We start from the raw sequence: 18,525 nt of genomic DNA, 5'->3' as shown, positions 1-18,525 counted from the left end.
AACGTCATTGCCTATTTCCCTCCTTGATTTGAGACATATACATGAATGTTGAAATAGTCGCGTTTATCCGTTTGGATATATACGGTGTACCAGCCGCTCGTAACATTATCGAGGGTATACACTCCGCTTTTCTCCCGAAGGACCGTTCCTTTTGTTTTCATCTGACCTTGTGTTAAGACACCTTTTTCATAACGTGCATACGAGATCCCGGAAAAATTTTTCAATGAGATTTCAACTTTGTTGCCAAGAACCGACGCAGCATTGGAACTGTCTGGCATCACGCCGTTCACAAGGGCTATGGTGTCATACAGACCTACCAGGCGAACGGTTCGGCGAATAGTGGTCTGATTCCCTGCATCATCTCTTACCGTATAGTCGATATAGTACGGGTTCGAGCGGACAAATTCATTTGCCGAGATGTTGTCAGGGTTAAACACCCGTCCGCCTGATCCATAGCTTATGGTGACCCGGTTCGTCAGGTCCACCTTTTTACCCGCAACCATATCCCATGCTTCGAAGTCTAGAAGCTTGGACTTGTCATAGGCAATGGAGGCATCTTTTTTAGGCGTCATGCCTTCGATGAAGATTAGCTCTTCCCCATTTTTAAGTTTTAGCTCTGGGGGTGTTTTATCGATTAGACCAATGTCGACACCATACGAGGTATAGGTCCCTGTTCTTCCTTCAAGGTTGAAATTGTATAGTCCATTTTCTCTATAGTTCATTGACTTCTCTTGTTCCCAAGGATCGTTTCCGCCCACGAGTTTAGCATCTTTATCCGTGATTACCGTGACATTCACATTCTGGTTTGTTGCCGGGTTCTTGTCGATTCCCACAACATATCCTTCTTCTTTTCCAGAGGTGTCCACACCAACAACAATCTTGTTTTGATGATCCTTTTCCACCCACTCACCACTTTGGTTCTTTTCGAGATATTTGTATGTCCAGCGAACTTCTTTAACCCTTGGGCCACCCACTTCAATGCCTTCAACCGTTACGAGAATTTTTTGCGTGATGCCTGTTTGGTCCCTAACTTGAAAGACGTGCTCTCCGTTAGTTTTAACGTTGATTACTGCCTCTTTATAGGACAGGGCATCGCCGGACTCGTCCTTCACTTCAGTCAGAAGTGCATGTTCATATCCACGATAAGAAACGGTAAGGTCTGTTAGTTTTCTAAGAATGTCCAGCGGAACGCCGTCACTGTCACGGATTTGGTCAAAGGTTACATTCACGCTCAGCTTATCTTCAGCTAATGTGGCAGTGGCTTTGATTTGCGGCGGTGTGGACACAATATTGGATACGGTAATCACTTCCTGTCCTTCGTTGCCATAGTCGTCAACAAAGAACATGGACACTGTACCATTTTTTCTAAAGCGAACAGCTTTTGTGCCGGGGATATGTACGATATCGTTGGCAGTTAGGCTTCCGGCAGGTTCTACGCCGGTGACTGTTATCGTTTTGATGTCCTTGCTGAACTGTGTCAACTCCACATTCACGCTTTGTGCAGTAATGGTGGCTGGAGGCGTGCTGTAAGTCCTTGCGATTGCAGTAGGCGCTACCTTGTTAATGTTTGAGACGGTGATCGGAGTTGTCCAACGGTTTCCAGCATAGTCATAGGCTGTCACATTATAAATTCCTGAGCTGTCCAGTTCAACGACATATTCATTTTCGAGCGGCTCCCCTTTGAAGGGATAAACCACATCGCCCTTCTTCACCTCAGCAAATGCGATTTCACCGGAATCATCCGTTAAAGTGATCGTGGCAAAGATATTTTTGTTGGTCTTGGCCGTATTGGATAACACATAGGATGTTTGTCCAATGGTGTTGTCAAACTGGTTATAGCTAACCGTATGAGAACCTGTGTTGCCCGATTGATCCCTAAACTCAAATGTGAAGGTGTTATTATCCTCAGTTAGAGTCCTTGAGAAGGCTGCGTTGTTGTTTGTCATCGAAAGAGTTTTTCCGCCTCCGGTAAACTTGAGCGTTGCCATAACCCTTCTATAGGCTTTTCCTTCTGTGATTGGAACCCAGTTCCCAAGATAGTTCTCGTAGCTGTATTCCACCGTGTAGTGCTTGTCTTGCGTGATCGGCGTTTTATCAATATTCGAGACGGTGACCGGCAGTACCGTTGCTATTCCGGCTTTGTTTGTCACTTTGAAATATACCGTTGCATTCTGCTCGAAGGTTTCGGTATGCGAAACAACGGAGTCAATAGGGCTGAAGCTTATGCCGTCATACGAACGTTCAAATTTTAATATCCCGCTTTCCGGGTCATAGACAGACAGTGTTGCGGTAACATTTTGGTTGGTTGGCTCCGTGCTTGAATAGTCCACCTTGGCAACAGGTGCAGTTTCATCAACCACAGTAATTGCAACATATTCAGCTTCCATCCGGTCAGCTTCCATACCTTCTGCCGTGTATGACTCGAAATAAGCTGATTTTGTTGTTTTGCCGTCTCTTAGCGCTTCGAATACCAGCTTTGAATAAGCTGTTCTTCCTTCCTCTTCTGTAAATGAAGGGTCCGGAACACTTAGCTCTGTATTGAGTTCTAATCCGGATAACACTGCATTTTCAACAAAGAAATATTGTCCGGAATACTTTGGATCCGGAACGACAACATAATACAGCTTATCGCCCTGGTTATAGGATATAAACCCGCCGTTTTGGATGGTTTGACCATTTTTCTCTACACGACCGGAAATGTCGAATCCTGTAACGAAATTAACATCAGGTGTGAATTCTAGAACGCTATCCCTTCCAACCTCGTCCTGAATATAGAGGCTGATTGTATTATTGTTTTGAATTACAACCTCGTAGTCCATGACATAGTCAGCCGATGTTGTTAGAAGTCCTGTATACAGAAGGTTCGACCTTGCCATTTCACCCACAACATCACCCTCTACAGGTGCGTTAGGCATCACGGTGACTGGAACGTTAAAATAAACGCTAACCGTTGCGGTGGTTTTTGTTGTTGCAGGGTTTGCGCTGACACTTACAATTGCTGCCTCCGCGTCAACCAGGTCTAGTTTTGAGTCAAAGAACACTATTTCAGTCACATTTCCTGCTGTGTCGACAGCTTTGACCCCAATGGCATAGCTTCCACTAAGCCCCTTCAAGTCAATGGTGTAGGTTCTCTGTTTGTTGCCTGCGCCATTAATGATTACCGGACTACTCTGCATTTCCACGGATGGGCTTGATTGAAACAACGCATAGTCCGCTTCGGTTAGAATATGGTTGTCTGCCGGGTCTTGAATAAGCGCGAATGAAACGGTTGTATCGTTCTTGTCTGACACTTCAACGGTAATCACACCATCTTGTCTTGCTCCTTTGGTCACGATGTTACTTGAAGCAAGCGCAGAGGGAGCTGCCCGGTCAATGTTAGATACCGAAATAGGAACCAGAACATGATTTCCAAGCTCGTCAGACAGGGTCAGGTTTGTTGATATATTTTCGCTTACCGTTACTGTGAATGCACCGTCTGTATACGGAGAAACCGTGATTTTGTCTGCATCCTCTGGTGCAACTGTCAGTTTGCTAATCCCTGTCCCAGCATCACTTGCGATGATTGTTGCTGTCACGGAGGCGTTGGTTGGCTGAATGGTGCTATAGTCCGGCAATTCAAAGGTTGGTGCCTGGCTATCATAAAGAATGGTGAGCGGCTTTGCTTCTGTTAAAAATTCAGGTTTGTCGTCCGCAGGAGCATTGATGAGTCCAAACTGGAAATAGATCGTGTTGACACCTTCTTGAAGCGGAACCGGTGTGTCGAGTGTAAATGCATAATTCCCGCCGGAATTGTTGCTCGCTGTAAACTCAGGAACTAAAGCGCCGTTATCTGTTGGCATGCCGTCCGTTGTTGCATAATATACCGGGTTTTGATATTTCAATGCGCTATCAGAAGTCCATGCTGCATGCGGTTCATTCAAGACAGCATAGACACTATAGGTTCCATCCGTTGTTGTACCCATTCCGTTTACAGTCTTTGACTCCGTAAATTTCAATGTGTCAATGATCGCAGCTTCTGACCTCATGCCAAAGTAGGGGGAAACCTTCTTGCTCTGTCGTCCATGCGGATCTTGTGCCACAACAACAATGCTGTACGCACCTGATGGAAGTCCTGTTAGAGTCAAGGTCTGATTAACCTGTGCTATATTGTCACTGTCCAGCGTCAGAGTCAGCGGATAGTTGGGCATAGCTTCAATTCTGATCTCTGAGTCTGGCTTAGATAAATAGTAATATGCACTTGCAATTCCACTGCGGTCTGTCACTTTCACGTTAAACTGTTGTGATGATTTGAAATGATCGTGCTGACTTATTGCGGTATATTTAATCTCCGGGGAATAGGCGTCATACGTGTAGACTTGTGAAAATTCAGCAGTGTTACCAGACTGTTTATTTTTCACACGATATTCCAGTATATATTTCCCGTCCATCAAAACTTTGGTTCCGCTAAGATTCGATTTTTCAGCTGCACCAACATCTTGGCTTGATTCATAAACTCTAAAGTTTTGTGTAAAGCTTTTGTCATTGCCAGGAGCAGAAATCCACCGGTAACTCGTTTCAAAGTTTGGATTGCTTACGTCAAAGCTAATGTCAAAATACGGCTTTGGAAGACTGGAATCCTCCGTATGGAGGGTGTCGGCAACATTTCCATTGAACATACTCACAGGCTTTTTATAGTATCTAGAGGCTTGCTCGTTTCTAGAATCGTTTCCAAGTGAGTCTACTGTGAAATAATAGAGCGTTCCCTCAAAGTTGTCCCCTTTTGGAATGGATAGAATGGTAGTTGTGCTGTCACCTTCTGAGTCTACAAATGCCCACAGCCCTTGAGTTGAAGCAATTTCTTTGGAGGCAGGTTTAATTTGATTGATTGGCGTGTCAGGCGGCGCCGCAATTCCGTCTACAAAGGTATAATAAGTCCTTGACCAGCCGTTGTTGCTTTGCTCAAGGTCGTTCATTTCAAAGCGGTATTCATTTCTTTTGCGAAGCTGCGCATCTTGCGGATGTACAGTTTCATGTACGGTCACCCGCGGAGCCAGGTTGTCGATTTTGATATTTTCAATTTCTGCATAGCCGGCATCTCCGCCCAGCGGATTGTCAGCTTGATCCCATCCATACAGACGAAGCTTGAATTCGCCTTCCGTAGGGTCGATCGGACTTAGCTTTATGCTGACTCCATTGATGACCTGCGTGTTAATAGGTGCGGTAACTCTTGTTCTGTTTCCTGTACCGTCAAAGTTTGTTATTCGGGTCACGGCCGGTTCATAGGAATCGCCGGTTTTCTTGTACAGCTCATAATTCAAATAGTTTTGATTCGACTCGCTGTGGGCGACATTTCCCTCTGGATAGAGTGTTTCGCTGGCAACCATATAAAATTCATGCAGCTTTTTGATGTTGTTTTGAATGGAATTTGCCCCCAGCAGGTCATTTCCATTTTGGTCGGTCACTCTTACAGTTGGGGTTTTTGTGTCCACTTTATGAGTTGAGAAATAAAAACTTTGTGATGTCGGTGATTCTGGAGTTGGATTCTCTAAATAATAGGCCTGAGCGCGCCCCTTTTTCATTAGATAGGTAGATACGTTGTTAAGCTGAAGCCTTATGCCCTCGCTTTCAACTGCGCTAACATCCAGCGGAACTTTTCCAGTGAACTGAAGTTTGCCGTTTGGTTTGCCGTCATTGCCCTGCAGTTTGGTCATGGTAAGGTCGGCAAGCGGTGTTTCCGTACTGTTGCCAAGATATAACACAGGCGTTGCCTGGAAGTTTGTGATGAGCTCCGTTTTAATTTCTTGCGTCATAGCCTTTTTATGAATGGAAACCGCTTCAACTGTGATGTTAACATCTGTCAATTTCCGATTCAGATACCGGTTGTCCTGGCTCGGCGAATAGGTAACCGTCTGATTGATATCGGGGTTGCCGAGGTTATATATACTACGATAGAACGTATAAGTTACATCTTTATAATAGTAATTCGCTTGCCCTATCTTTGTTGTTAAATAGGTTTTAACCTCGGGATCGCCTGAGCTTGTATGGGCAAAGGTCCCCCCGAGGCTTTCAGCATTGGTAGACTGGGCAAGCAGCGCCACCCTGTAGGTTAGCGAAATCTCTGCTTTGTTCTGTGCAACCATTTGATCGTGAAGCTTCTTGCGGTCAATATTGAGCTGAAACGTTTTTGTTTTTGTAGGCTCCTCAAATGTTAACCAATCCCTGCCTACAGCGTCGTCCGAAACAGAATAGCTGAATACAGGAGCATCCTCATATTGCATGATGTCATAGTAACCATATTGATCTCTGACATATTTGTTCCACTCTGCATGTTCTGAGCCTGCCGAATTCGCATCCAGGTAGAACTCTCCGCCGAGCTCATCAACATAACCTATATCTGTGAATTTTCTTTTGGTTACGTCCGAAATGTCACGGTAAAGTCTGCCCTGGTCTCTTGTCCAGGAATCTATTTTAATGGTCTGTACCTTAGCCGGATTGGTATTCCCCTCAAGATAGGGAAGATACAAATCCACAGATTTACCGTACCAGTCATCACTGCCCACCAGCCAAAAAACGAGCTCATTCATTCTCCATGGTGGAATATTTTCCATTTTAAAGGTATGTCTTATATCAGACCAAGCGGGAGCTCCGCCAAAATTTGCTGCATAATCAGAGGCTGGTCCAGATTCATAGGTACTCACGCCCATGTAAATATCATCACCTGTTCCGCCGTCATCGTTTCCTCCTGTTTTCACACCAAACTCATAATTGTACTCTGTTGCTACATTCGCATAAACAGGCGTTACTGATGCGAGAAGCGATATTACCAGCATCAAGCTTAAAATCTTCTTCATAAAATACCTCCTCGTTATAAGACCACATTCTGGACAACGATCAGCCTTTACAGCTAATTTCCGCTGCAAATAGTTTCTATGTATTTTGAGCTAAGACCAATGGCTTGTAGCTCTTGTTTCATTTGATGGGTGAGTTCGATTTTTTGGTTAGGGACATATAAAGCCACGCCGTTGCGATTTTTGTAGCCAGCTGAATTTCTTACTTCGAAAGCAAGTGCTTGGGCGGCAGCAGTGACTTCTGATGATTGACCCATGATCTCTATAAGATCATATTGATCCAATATCCCTTCGTTTTTGCCTAACAGCTCTGATCGTTTTGCAAGGTCTGTTAGTGAGCGATCCAATTTCGCCTTTTCTATGGCCTTAACCAAGGATTCTGCCTGAGACAGCTTCATCATGGACATGGTTGTTTGCATCTTAGCTTCCATCCCCGAATGAAGGGTAAAAGAATCTAAAATTAACCGCCCTATTCTTTCCGTGCTGATCTGCGGGTTTCGCTCTAGCGCACCTATCCATGTGGTATAATACAAGCCTGCTGCGGGGGTTGAATCTTCAGAAGCTATGAGATATTTGCCCTGATCTCTAAGAGCATAGGCAGTTTCAACGGTGCCCATAAGACATGCATCAAAGACGATTAAGTCGAAATACAGATCTGATGAACCGATTGCTTGGGAAAGCTCCGAAACCTTCATCGTTTTTCGTTCGTTTAGCTCGTCTGCACCAAATCCGCCCATTGTACCGTACCCATGATCCCATAGAATCAGGATATAACGCTCACTTGGTGCAACGGTTTTACCCCAAACAAGAAAATCCCTTAGTGTCCTAGGGTCTGATGCGGCAGTTTGGATATGACTTTCGTGCTTTTGAAGTTGTCCATGGCTAACCTCAAAGCGTTCGGACGCTCCATCGGCCATATATTTGTTGTGATATTTGAGCGTTCCGCCTGTTTGCATCAGGATTTTCGTATTTTGGTTTGGCTGACCACGTAAAATTTCTTCCAAATCATCGGTGAGCCGGCCTTGCTGAGATTCAAGATCAGAACCAACCGCATAGATTAAAATCGTCGCTCCATCCAGATTTTTATCCTGCTCCCAAAGTGCCCTTGCCTCGTTTAATTGTTGCGTGGTGAAGACATCTGTTGCACTAAGGGTTTGACCTAGCGTGGCAAGTTGGTTTTTGGGTCTTGTGTTTAGAACATAACTGCTTATTTTTGCAAGAGTTCCCCGATTGAATTCGCGTTCTTTGGTAAGGTCTATTCCTAGAACTATAGAGGCGAAAGAAACCGCAGTTCCATAGGTAAAGTCGCCCTTGGTTTCTGAATATCCCAACACCCTTAATACCATTGAACAATATTGGTTAAGAGAGATGGGCCGGTTACCGCCAAAACGAAATTCATCAATTCCGTTAACTACACCCTTGGTATAGGCATACGACACGTAGCGGCCTTCCCACCCCGTATCAGTGAATGGATTTTTATAGATGCTATTCAGGGCCTCTTCTTCCTTCCCCCACAGCCGCAGCATCATTACAAGGGATTCTGCCCGGGTAGGCACCCGCGACAGTTCATATCCATGCTCCGTTCCACTGAACAACCCCAAGTGGTTAAGCCCTTCTGCATAATTTGAGCTTTGTGCCGCTGCTGCTGCTGATGGAGTTGTTGCGAGAAGAAAGATTAAAAAAATGATAAAACCTCGGATTTTCCCCATCAAGTTCCGGCCTTTCAATTTGAAATCCCCTTCTTTGCTCCTAAATTAGCTGATTAACCCTATCAAGCTACTCTAACATGACAGTTTAACCCCTGTGTGAAAGTTAAAGAAATCTTTAAGTTCTCACTTGCCGCTCGATTTTGGCAGACACCACAAATGTGTCCGTCGCTCACACCATTGATTCTGTGCATCAAACGAAAAATAATGATACTATGTATGATGGGTAAAAGACTTTGCTATAGACTATATCGTTTTTATATGTTGCAACAGGAGAAGATAATATGCGTAACGAACCAAACTTTTGGCTGGATTTACCGAAACCGTTTTTTATATTAGCTCCAATGGAAGACGTCACAGATATAGTATTTCGTCACGTCATTAGTGAAGCTGCAAAACCTGACGTATTTTTCACAGAATTCACAAGCGCAGAAAATTATTGTCACCCTGTTGGAAAAGAAAATGTAGGTGGCCGGTTAATGTTCACAGCTGATGAGCAACCGATTGTCGCTCATATTTGGGGCAATAAACCTGCACTTTTTGAACAGATGAGTATTGATATGAAAAAACTTGGTTTTCGTGGTATCGATATAAACATGGGGTGCCCGGCACAAAACGCCGCAGCCAGTGGAAAAGGGGCCGGATTAATACGCCATCCTGAAGTTGCAGCAGAAATTATTCAAGCAGCAAAAGCAGGTGGATTGCCGGTTAGTGTTAAAACAAGATTAGGTTACTCTAAAATTGATGAGTGGCGCGATTGGTTAGGACATATATTGAAACAAGATATTACGAATCTTTCCATTCACCTTCGTACCAAAAAAGAAAAGAGTAAAGTAGCTGCACACTGGGAACTAATTCCTGAAATAAAAAAATTGCGCGATGAAATTGCCCCAAATACGTTGTTAACCATTAATGGAGATATTCCGGACCGCGCAACAGGATTAAAAATAGTTGAACAATACGGCGTTGATGGTATCATGATTGGCCGCGGCATTTTCACTAATCCATTTGCTTTTGAGAAAGACTCTAAAGAACATAGCGCGAAGGATTTTCTCAATTTACTTCTTTTACAGTTGGATCTTCACGATAAATATTCAACAGAAACCTTGCCACGTTCATTTAGACCCCTTCTTCGCTATTTCAAAATCTATGTTCGTGGATTTAGTGGCGCAGGCGAACTAAGAGACCAATTAATGGAAACCACTTCAACAGAAGAAGTGCGTCGTTTAGTAAAACCTCTTTTAGATGAAGAATTAGATTGAAGAATATTAAAGATATGAGCTACGAAAAAGAGACTTCCCACAAGTTCAATGAACTCATAGGAAGTCTCTTATTTTTGCATTCATGTGGTCAAACGGTGTTTCCTTCTCAGGAAACCCTTGATGCATAAGGGTTTGTCACCCTTATTACATCATGCCGCCCATACCGCCCATGCCGCCCATATCTGGCATTCCGCCACCAGCAGCGGCTGGTTCTGGCTTGTCAGCGATAACCGCTTCAGTAGTCAGGAACATAGCAGCTACGGAAGCCGCGTTCTGCAGAGCATAACGTGTTACCTTGGCAGGGTCAACGATCCCTGCTTCGAACATGTTAACCCACTCATCGGTAGCAGCGTTGTATCCGATGCCGATCGCTTCTTTTTTCAGACGGTCCACGATAACGGAACCTTCCTGGCCTGCGTTAGCAGCGATGGTACGAACAGGCTCTTCCAGTGCGCGCAGCACGAGGTTCACACCCGTTCTTTCGTCGCCTTCAGCTACAACAGCAGCTACAGCAGCATATACGTTCACAAGAGCCGTACCCCCACCGGATACGATACCTTCTTCAACCGCAGCGCGGGTTGCGTTCAGGGCATCTTCGATGCGGAGCTTGCGCTCTTTCAATTCAGTTTCAGTAGCAGCACCGACTTTGACAACGGCTACGCCGCCAGCCAATTTAGCCAGACGCTCCTGCAGTTTTTCTTTGTCGAACTCGGAAGTGGTTTCTTCCAGCTGGGAACGGATTTGGCTAACGCGTGCATTAATGTCCGCCTTGTCGCCGCTTCCGTCTACAATTGTAGTGTTTTCTTTGGTTACGCGCACTTGACGGGCGTTACCCAGTTGCTCGATAGAAGTGCTCTTGAGATCCAGTCCAAGCTTCTCAGTGATCACTTGGCCGCCTGTCAGAGCAGCGATATCCTGCAGCATAGCTTCACGGCGGTCGCCGAAGCCAGGAGCCTTAACCGCTACAGCATTGAACGTTCCGCGCAGCTTGTTCACGATCAGCATCGCCTGAGCTTCGCCTTCGATGTCTTCAGCGATGATTACCAGCGGACGCGCCTGTTGAACGATCTTCTCCAAGAGTGGAAGAATTTCTTGAGTGCTGCTGATTTTCTTGTCTGTAATCAGGATGTACGGGTTCTCCAGAACGGCTTCCATCTTGTCCGTATCGGTGATCATGTACGGGGAGATGTAACCACGGTCGAACTGCATACCTTCAACCACTTCAAGCTCTGTCAGGAATCCGCGGGATTCTTCAACGGTGATAACGCCGTCCTTGCCCACTTTTTCCATAGCTTCAGCAATCAGTTGGCCCACTTCTTCGTCAGCAGCGGAGATTGCAGCTACTTGTGCGATCGCTTGGGAATCCACAATCGGCTTAGCGATATTCTGCAGTTCAGCGACAGCAGCCTTCACTGCTTTGTCGATCCCTTTACGCATAACCATCGGGTTAGCGCCTGCAGTTACGTTCTTCAGACCTTCGCGGATCATAGCCTGAGCCAGAACCGTTGCAGTTGTAGTACCGTCACCAGCCACATCGTTAGTCTTGGTAGCTACTTCTTTAACGAGCTGTGCGCCCATGTTCTCGAAGGCATCTTCGAGTTCGATTTCCTTGGCGATGGTTACACCGTCATTCGTGATCAGCGGGCTGCCGAATTTCTTCTCCAGTACCACGTTGCGGCCTTTTGGACCCAGTGTAACTTTTACTGCATTTGCCAAAGCGTCAACCCCGCGCAGCATTGCACGGCGAGCATCTTCACTGAACTTAATTTCTTTTGCCATTGTATAGTTAACCTCCTAATATAATTTGTGAATGTATTCTGAATCTGAGTTATGAGAGACGCTTAAGACTAGTCAAGAATAGCGTGAATGTCGCTTTCTTTCATAATCAGATATTCTTTGCCTTCGTATTTGATTTCAGTTCCGGCATATTTCGAGAAAAGCACACGGTCGCCTTCTTTCACTTCCAGCGCTACACGGACTCCGTCTTTCAAAGCTCCGCTGCCTACAGCGATAATAGTACCTTCTTGCGGCTTCTCTTTGGAAGAGTCCGGAAGCACGATCCCGAAAGAAGTGGTTTCCTGTTGCTCGCTTGGTTCTACCAATACGCGTTCACCTAGTGGTTTAATCATGAAAAAATAGCCTCCTTTGAAATTATGTGATTTGCCTTGAAAACATAGATTGAGCTGCGGGGATCTGCCGTCAGGGCGGCAATATAGCGGATCAGCATCTTGATAAGGGATGTTGCTCCGGCTATTCCCGGTTTTTTCGCAGCGTTAGCACTCAACCCTCTGTAGTGCTAACAACAATTTTTATGATACTCAACTTGAAGGCGAATTTCAAGTCCTTTTACGTAAAATCGTATTTGTTTTTGCCAAAATTATGGTTTCAGCGCTTGTCCGTCACACACTCTCCTACATTCTATCCAGCAAGGGGCATATTATGCCCCCTTCCCACTAATCTGCCTTCACATACCGCGACTCCCGCTTAGCGTCCTCAGCCAATTGCCTGCGGTAGACGAATGCGGACAGAAACACACTGAATTCATACAGCACCAGCAGCGGAATCGTCACCAGAAAGTCCGAGATGAAATCAGGCGGTGTAATGACCACAGCAATGAACACAAGCGCGAAATAGGCATAACGGCGCATCTTGCGCAGACGCAGCGGGTTCAGCACCCTGAGCTTAGTCAGGAACATGACAATCAGCGGCAGCTCGAAGAGCAGGGCCAGCGGAATCACCAGGCTGAACAGGAAGTTGAAGTATTCAGCGATGCCGTAGGTCTCCTCAAGCCCCATATTCCGCGTAATCGAAATCGTGAAGGATAAGGCCATAGGGAATACTATGTAATAGGCAAAAGCAATGCCGGCAATAAACAACACAAACACATAAGGCACATAACGCAGGGCAGCGCTCCTCTCCACAGGCCGCAGGCCGGGGCTGATAAACGCCCATAGCTGAAAGGCAATAAACGGCACGGAGAAGACCAGTGAGACCGCCATAGCGATCTTCATATACATCCCGATTCCGTCCCAGAAGGAGAACGCATGCAGGACGAAGCCCTGCGCAGCATCGGCGCTGATCAGGTACAGATAGATTGGCTTGGCGACGAATAAGCCGAGCACAAGTCCTGCTACGAACACGATCAGCACGTAGATAAGACGTCTGCGCAGCTCCGTCAGATGATCGACGAGGGACATTTCTTCCGCTTCCAGAGACATGACTGACACCACCCGGATTGACATTTTTTCATCTTCAAAAAAAGGGCGCCGCCCCGGTCTAAAGCAGACCTGGGAAAGACGCCCCTGCGTGGGAACCTTAAAATTATTCCGGCAGACGGCGGTCCTGCGGAAGTTCTGCTGCTGCCGTCTGCGCAGCCGCAGGAGCAACAGTCTCGCTCCGCTTGGCCGCTTCCGGCTCGTTCACAATCTCCCGAGCACCGTCCTTGAATTCACGGAAGGTACGCCCGACTGCCCGCCCCAGCTCAGGAAGCTTATTGGGACCGAAGAGCAGCAATGCCAAGATAACCAACAAGATAATTCCGGGTGTGCCAATACCACCTAACATACCGGTTTCCTCCCATCCTTCTGTCCGTTCATGACAATAGTTAACGATAAAATAATAATACCATAACTTATATCACACATCCATTGTGTATCCTGAACGATTTAGACAAAAGTGAGGAGAGCAGAGTCCGATTACTGGCGGTATTGTCCCGTAACCATTAGCAGAGCTTCCGGAAGCTGATCCATAATCGCCGCCAGATTCTCATGTACCCCCTTCGGGGTACCGGGCAGATTGACAATCAGAGTTCTTCCGCGGATGCCGCAGATTCCCCGGAACAGCATAGCTGCGCGGTTCTTCTGCATCACCGTACTGCGCATCGCCTCGGAGAGTCCGGGCACTTCGCGTTCAATGACCCGCCGCGTCGCTTCCGGCGTAACATCGCGGATGGCCAGATCGGTTCCGCCGGTTGTCAGCACCAGATCCGCCTGGAAATAATCCGTAAGCTCAATCAATGCAGCAATAATCTCATCCTGCTCATCAGGCACGATCCGGTATTCAATGATCTCGCCGCCCAGCTCCTCCTCCACCAGCTCCCGAATCACCTGGGCGCTCGTGTCTTCCCGTTCGCCCCTGGCCCCTTTATCGCTGGCCGTCAGGATTGCTGTTTTCCACGCCATAGGTTGTCCCTCCCTCTCTATGTACTATGTATATCCGGCTGCTGAAGCAGCTGCCGCTGCGCCTTCGGCTGTATCCTTCCCTGCTGCTGCTCTATTCTGCTTCCAGCGCGTAATCCCCATTCTTGCCGCCGCTCTTGGACACCAGCATCGTAGGTCCGATAATCATGTCCTTCTGCAGCGCCTTGCACATATCATATACGGTCAGCGCCGCTGCCGATACGGCAGTCAGCGCCTCCATCTCCACCCCGGTCTTGCCGGTAGTGCTGACGGTTGCTTCTATATATAGTTCATCTTTGTTGTTATCCATGAAGCGGATATCCACTCCGGTAAGCGGCAGCGGGTGGCACATGGGAATCCAGCTTGCGGTCTGCTTCGCCGCCATGATTCCTGCAACCTGAGCTACCGCTAGCACATCGCCCTTGCGGACCGTTCCCGCCTTAATGGCGCTCAGCGTCTCCGGGGCCATATGCACCTGGCTTCTGGCTGCCGCTGTCCGCCTGGTAACTTCCTTGTCGCTCACATCCACCATGCGGGCTCTGCCCTGCTCGTTGAAATGAGTTAATTCCATGCAGCCCTCTCCTTCCGGCAATCCCAGATGCCGTTCTCCGTAATCAGCAGATCCATTAAGGCATCATGCTCCTCAAGCGGTACTTCCGGTACCAGCTGGAGGCCGTAGGCCAGACCAATCCACATAGGCTTGGCAGCCGTACCGGGGACTCCGGCCTCCAGGGCAGTGCGCAAGCGGTCATAATAACCGCGTCCGTAGCCGAGGCGGCCGCCCCGCCGGTCAAAGGCCAGTCCGGGCACGAAGATGACCTCCGGGCAGCCGGTTCCACGTCCTGCTTGCGCGAGGGCTCCGGCAAGAGCAGCACTCCCGGCCGGCGGCTCCATGATCCCGTAGGTTCCAGGGACAAGCTCATCCCAGGAGCTTACCTGGTGAAGGCTTAAGTCCCCGCTCTCCCGGTTAACGCGGGGAAGCAGCACCTTATGCCCTTCCGCCCATGCCGCCGTAAGAAGCGGACGGCAGTCCAGCTCGGAGCGAAACGGCGCATACGCAAGCAGTGAAGCTGCGCCTTCCTGTGAGAACCAGCTCCAGGCATGGGCGCACACCCGGGCGGATAACAGCTCCCGCTGCTCCATGGGCAAGGCATCGCGGAGCGCGGTATTCCCGGTGCGAAGCTCGCGCTTCCGCCCGGCAAGCTGCATGCTGTGCTCCTGCATAGGCAGCCTCCTCCTTCACTTGTTCCTAGCTTATCATAGTTTGTAAGCTCAGTTTACCACTCTTCTCACCGGTTCGCCAAGGTTGATTCATTCCCCTTGTTAGAAGAATGAACCTCGCACGCCCCACCTTTTTCATGTAAACTGGAGAATAAGATTAGACAATCGCCTGGGCGCAAGCCGCCGGGGCCAATTTGCAAGGGCGGAGGTTTCATCAGAATGCTTCTTCAAGCGACAGGAATTACGAAATCATACGGTATACAAAGCGTGCTGGACGGCATTAGCCTAATGGTGAACGAGAGGGAGAGAGTCGGGCTGGTTGGCGTCAACGGGGCAGGCAAATCGACCTTTCTGCAGATTCTCGCGGGTGAGATGTCTTATGACAGCGGACAAATTCATAAGTCTAAAGAGACTACGATTGGCTATCTGGCCCAGAACAGCGGCCTGCAGTCGGATAACACCATACAGGAAGAGATGCTCGCGGTATTTGCGCCGCTGCTGGAGGCAGAGGCCGAGCTGCGGCAGCTGGAGACGGATATCGCCGATCCGGCACTTGCCGAAGATCCGAAGCGTTATGAGGATCTGCTGGAGCGCTATGCCAGACGCTCCGACTGGTTCAAGGATCACGGCGGCTATGAGATCAATACGCGTATCCGCAGCGTGCTGCACGGGATGGGCTTCGGAGAGTTCGCACCGGATACTCCGATCTCAACGTTAAGCGGAGGCCAGAAGACACGTCTGGCACTGGCCCGCATTCTGCTTCAAGCCCCTGATCTGCTCATGCTCGATGAGCCGACCAACCATCTGGACATTGAGACGCTCACCTGGCTGGAGGATTATCTGCGCGGCTACGCAGGCGGTATTCTGGTCGTATCCCATGACCGGTATTTCCTCGACCGCCTGGTGACGACCATTGTGGAGATTGAGCGGCACCAATCGCGCAGATACACAGGTAACTACAGCCGTTATATGGAGCTGAAGGCTGCGGAATACGAGATTCGTATGAAGCAGTATGAGAAGCAGCAGGACGAAATTTCGCGGATGGAGGATTTCGTGCAGCGCAACATTGTCCGGGCCTCCACCACCAAGCGGGCACAGAGCCGCCGCAAGGCGCTCGACAAAATGGAGCGCATCGACAAGCCGCTGGGCGACCTCAAGAAGGCCAGCTTCTCCTTCGAGCCTGACTTCATGTCCGGCAAGGAAGTGCTGCAGGTCCGGGAGGTCGCAGTCTCTTTCAGTCCTGAGGCTGCACCGCTCTTCCGCAATGCCTCCTTCGAGCTGCGGCGCGGCGAGACAGCGGCGCTGATCGGACCAAACGGGATCGGGAAGTCCACACTGCTGCAATGCATGACCGGCACCCGCGAGCCTTCCCGCGGAACCGTGAACTGGGGAACCAAGGTGAAGATCGCATACTACGACCAGGAGCAGACCCGGCTGAATCCGCGCAATACTGTGCTGGAGGAGCTGTGGAGTGAATATCCGATGCTGGAGGAGGCCAGAATCCGTACGATTCTTGGCAACTTCCTGTTCAGCGGCGAGGATGTACTTAAGAAGGTAGCTGCGCTGAGCGGCGGCGAGAAGGCCCGGGTGGCCCTGTCCAAGCTAATGCTTCGCGGAGCCAATATGCTGATTCTCGATGAGCCTACCAACCATCTGGATCTCGTCAGCCGTGAGGTGCTCGAATCGGCCCTGATCGATTTTGAAGGCACATTGCTGTTCATTTCCCATGACCGTTATTTCCTCAACAAGATGGCTGAACGGGTACTGGAGCTGCACCCGGACGGAATTGATCAGTATTTGGGCAATTATGACGACTATATCGAGAAAAAGCTCGAGCTCAAGGCGATTGCCGAAGAGGAAGCCGAGCTTGCCGCCGCCAAGTCCTCCCGCAGTGCCGACAACGAAGCGGTATCCGCCGAGAAAGGAAGCTCCCTCTCCTATGAGGCGGAGAAGCAGGCCAAACGCGAGGAGCGGAACCGCCAGCGCCGCATCTCCGAACTGGAGGAGAATATCGCGAAGCTGGAGGAAGCCATCGCGGGGATTGAGCATGAAATGACTAAGCCTGAGGTGTATCAGGATTATATGGCGCTTCAGGAGCATGAAAGTGAGCTTAAGGACAAAAAACGCGAGCTGGGAGATTTATTTAGCGAATGGGAGAAACTGGCTGAGGAATAATGTAAAGGCGCATCAAAAAAAATTTTAACAGTTTCCAATTTGTTCAAATCTAGTTATCCACAGGCTCATCCACAGTTTCCGTGCATAACTATCGTCTAAAATTAGCCCTTCGGGGCTTTTTTCATGCGTAAAATGGCTACTTTGCTTGTCAAGGACTTTTTATCCACCGAATTATCCACATTATCCACAATTCTCACAATTTTGTTTCATAGCATAACCTCCTGTTTATGGTGCTCGCAAAAAAGGCGTTATTGCTGATTTTACACGGTTTTTACACAACTCGTGCGGAATATGTGGATAACGTTGTCCACAGGTTGACAAATGCCGCAAGTGGCAAAAATCATGTTAGGTTTAGGCGATATGTACGTTCACTTGTGCGCCATCCGGCCCACGCTCCCAGGCAACGCCGAATGTGGTCGGTTTTTCGATTACATTTGGCTCGCGTACCCTCATTCGGCGCATTGTGGTCGGTTTTTCGATTACATTTGCATTTGGCTCGCGCACCTTCATCCGGCGCATTGTGGTCGGTTTTTCGACTACATTTGGCTCGCGCACCTCACCCGGCGCATTGTGGTCGGTTTTTCGATTACATTTAGCTCGCGCACCCTCATCCGGCGCATTGTGGTCGGTTTTTCGACTACATTTGGCTCGCGTATCCTCATCCGGCGCATTGTGGTCGGTTTTTCGACTACATTTGGCTCGCGTACCTCACCCGGCGCATTGTGGTCGGTTTTTCGACTACATTTGGCTCGCGTACCCTCATCCGGTGCATTGTGGTCGGTTTTTCGACTACATTTGGCTCGCGCACCTTCATCCCCGGCAGCCATCGCGACGGGAAATGTGGTCGGTTTTTCGACTACATTTGGCTCGCGTACCCTCATCCGGCGCATTGTGGTCGGTTTTTCGACTACATATGGCTCGCGCACCCTCATCCGGCGCATTGTGGTCGGTTTTTCGACTACATTTGGCTCGCGTACCCTCATCCGGCGTATTGTGGTCGGTTTTTCGACTACAATGCGCCCATCAGCCTCGCGACGAGAAATGTGTTCGGTTTTTCGACTACATTGGGCTTACGCCGCTTTGCTAGCCCCTGACAGCAAAAATGCCCCTGCCGATGTTGGTGACATGGCAGAGGCATCCAATCCTTGAAAAGCGT

Annotated in this window: 13 protein-coding genes; 2 read left to right on the top strand and 11 right to left on the bottom strand. The window is 48.6% G+C overall.

Annotated elements, in window-relative coordinates; genetic code table 11:
- Window positions 1-11: 11 nt before the first annotated feature.
- The gene (locus tag MKY12_RS03785) at window positions 12-6,830 is read right to left on the bottom strand and encodes a hypothetical protein (protein ID WP_036723198.1); all 6,819 of its coding nucleotides are present in this window, start codon (window positions 6,828-6,830) and stop codon (window positions 12-14) included.
- Window positions 6,831-6,883: 53 nt separating this feature from the next.
- Window positions 6,884-8,536 carry a clostripain-related cysteine peptidase gene (locus tag MKY12_RS03780; protein WP_339312970.1) on the bottom strand — a complete coding sequence of 551 codons (1,653 nt, stop codon included), beginning with the start codon at window positions 8,534-8,536 and terminating at the stop codon, window positions 6,884-6,886.
- 281 nt (window positions 8,537-8,817) lie between these two features.
- On the opposite strand from MKY12_RS03780, the gene MKY12_RS03775 reads away from it, so the two are divergent.
- Window positions 8,818-9,795, top strand: coding sequence for a tRNA-dihydrouridine synthase (locus MKY12_RS03775; protein ID WP_339312969.1), 978 nt, complete (start codon window positions 8,818-8,820; stop codon window positions 9,793-9,795).
- A gap of 144 nt (window positions 9,796-9,939) precedes the next feature.
- Here the strand turns inward: MKY12_RS03775 and groL are convergent, their stop codons facing one another.
- The 7 genes from groL to MKY12_RS03740 form a co-directional block, all read right to left on the bottom strand.
- The gene (gene groL / locus MKY12_RS03770; RefSeq protein WP_036723193.1) at window positions 9,940-11,574 is read right to left on the bottom strand and encodes a chaperonin GroEL; all 1,635 of its coding nucleotides are present in this window, start codon (window positions 11,572-11,574) and stop codon (window positions 9,940-9,942) included.
- Between the two features lie 68 nt (window positions 11,575-11,642).
- Window positions 11,643-11,924 carry a co-chaperone GroES gene (gene groES, locus MKY12_RS03765; protein WP_036723192.1) on the bottom strand — a complete coding sequence of 94 codons (282 nt, stop codon included), beginning with the start codon at window positions 11,922-11,924 and terminating at the stop codon, window positions 11,643-11,645.
- A gap of 324 nt (window positions 11,925-12,248) precedes the next feature.
- Complete coding sequence (gene tatC / locus MKY12_RS03760) at window positions 12,249-13,013, bottom strand: twin-arginine translocase subunit TatC (RefSeq protein WP_339314766.1); 765 nt, start codon at window positions 13,011-13,013, stop codon at window positions 12,249-12,251.
- A gap of 103 nt (window positions 13,014-13,116) precedes the next feature.
- Window positions 13,117-13,359 (bottom strand): twin-arginine translocase TatA/TatE family subunit, encoded by a 243-nt coding sequence (gene tatA, locus MKY12_RS03755; RefSeq protein WP_036723189.1) that lies wholly within the window; start codon window positions 13,357-13,359, stop codon window positions 13,117-13,119.
- A gap of 131 nt (window positions 13,360-13,490) precedes the next feature.
- The gene (locus MKY12_RS03750; RefSeq protein WP_036693720.1) at window positions 13,491-13,976 is read right to left on the bottom strand and encodes a MogA/MoaB family molybdenum cofactor biosynthesis protein; all 486 of its coding nucleotides are present in this window, start codon (window positions 13,974-13,976) and stop codon (window positions 13,491-13,493) included.
- Between the two features lie 91 nt (window positions 13,977-14,067).
- A complete protein-coding gene (gene moaC, locus MKY12_RS03745; protein ID WP_036723188.1) occupies window positions 14,068-14,544 on the bottom strand; it encodes a cyclic pyranopterin monophosphate synthase MoaC in 477 nt (158 codons plus the stop codon).
- Window positions 14,535-15,197, bottom strand: coding sequence for a 5-formyltetrahydrofolate cyclo-ligase (locus tag MKY12_RS03740; RefSeq protein WP_339312968.1), 663 nt, complete (start codon window positions 15,195-15,197; stop codon window positions 14,535-14,537). The genes moaC and MKY12_RS03740 overlap by 10 nt, the downstream gene beginning before the upstream one ends.
- Window positions 15,198-15,413: 216 nt before the next feature.
- On the opposite strand from MKY12_RS03740, the gene MKY12_RS03735 reads away from it, so the two are divergent.
- Window positions 15,414-17,369, top strand: coding sequence for an ABC-F family ATP-binding cassette domain-containing protein (locus MKY12_RS03735; RefSeq protein ID WP_036723187.1), 1,956 nt, complete (start codon window positions 15,414-15,416; stop codon window positions 17,367-17,369).
- A 351-nt stretch (window positions 17,370-17,720) separates the two neighbouring features.
- Here MKY12_RS03735 and MKY12_RS03730 read toward each other — a convergent pair whose 3' ends face one another.
- Window positions 17,721-17,924 carry a hypothetical protein gene (locus MKY12_RS03730; protein WP_339312967.1) on the bottom strand — a complete coding sequence of 68 codons (204 nt, stop codon included), beginning with the start codon at window positions 17,922-17,924 and terminating at the stop codon, window positions 17,721-17,723.
- Window positions 17,906-18,352, bottom strand: coding sequence for a hypothetical protein (locus MKY12_RS03725; protein WP_339312966.1), 447 nt, complete (start codon window positions 18,350-18,352; stop codon window positions 17,906-17,908). The genes MKY12_RS03730 and MKY12_RS03725 overlap by 19 nt, the downstream gene beginning before the upstream one ends.
- Window positions 18,353-18,525 lie beyond the last annotated feature (173 nt).

The organism is Paenibacillus sp. FSL M7-0896, assembly GCF_037975415.1.
Lineage (GTDB): Bacteria > Bacillota > Bacilli > Paenibacillales > Paenibacillaceae > Paenibacillus_AQ > Paenibacillus_AQ silagei.
The sequence above is the reverse complement of the archived record's forward strand: the minus strand, read 5'-3'. Positions and strand labels throughout refer to the sequence as shown.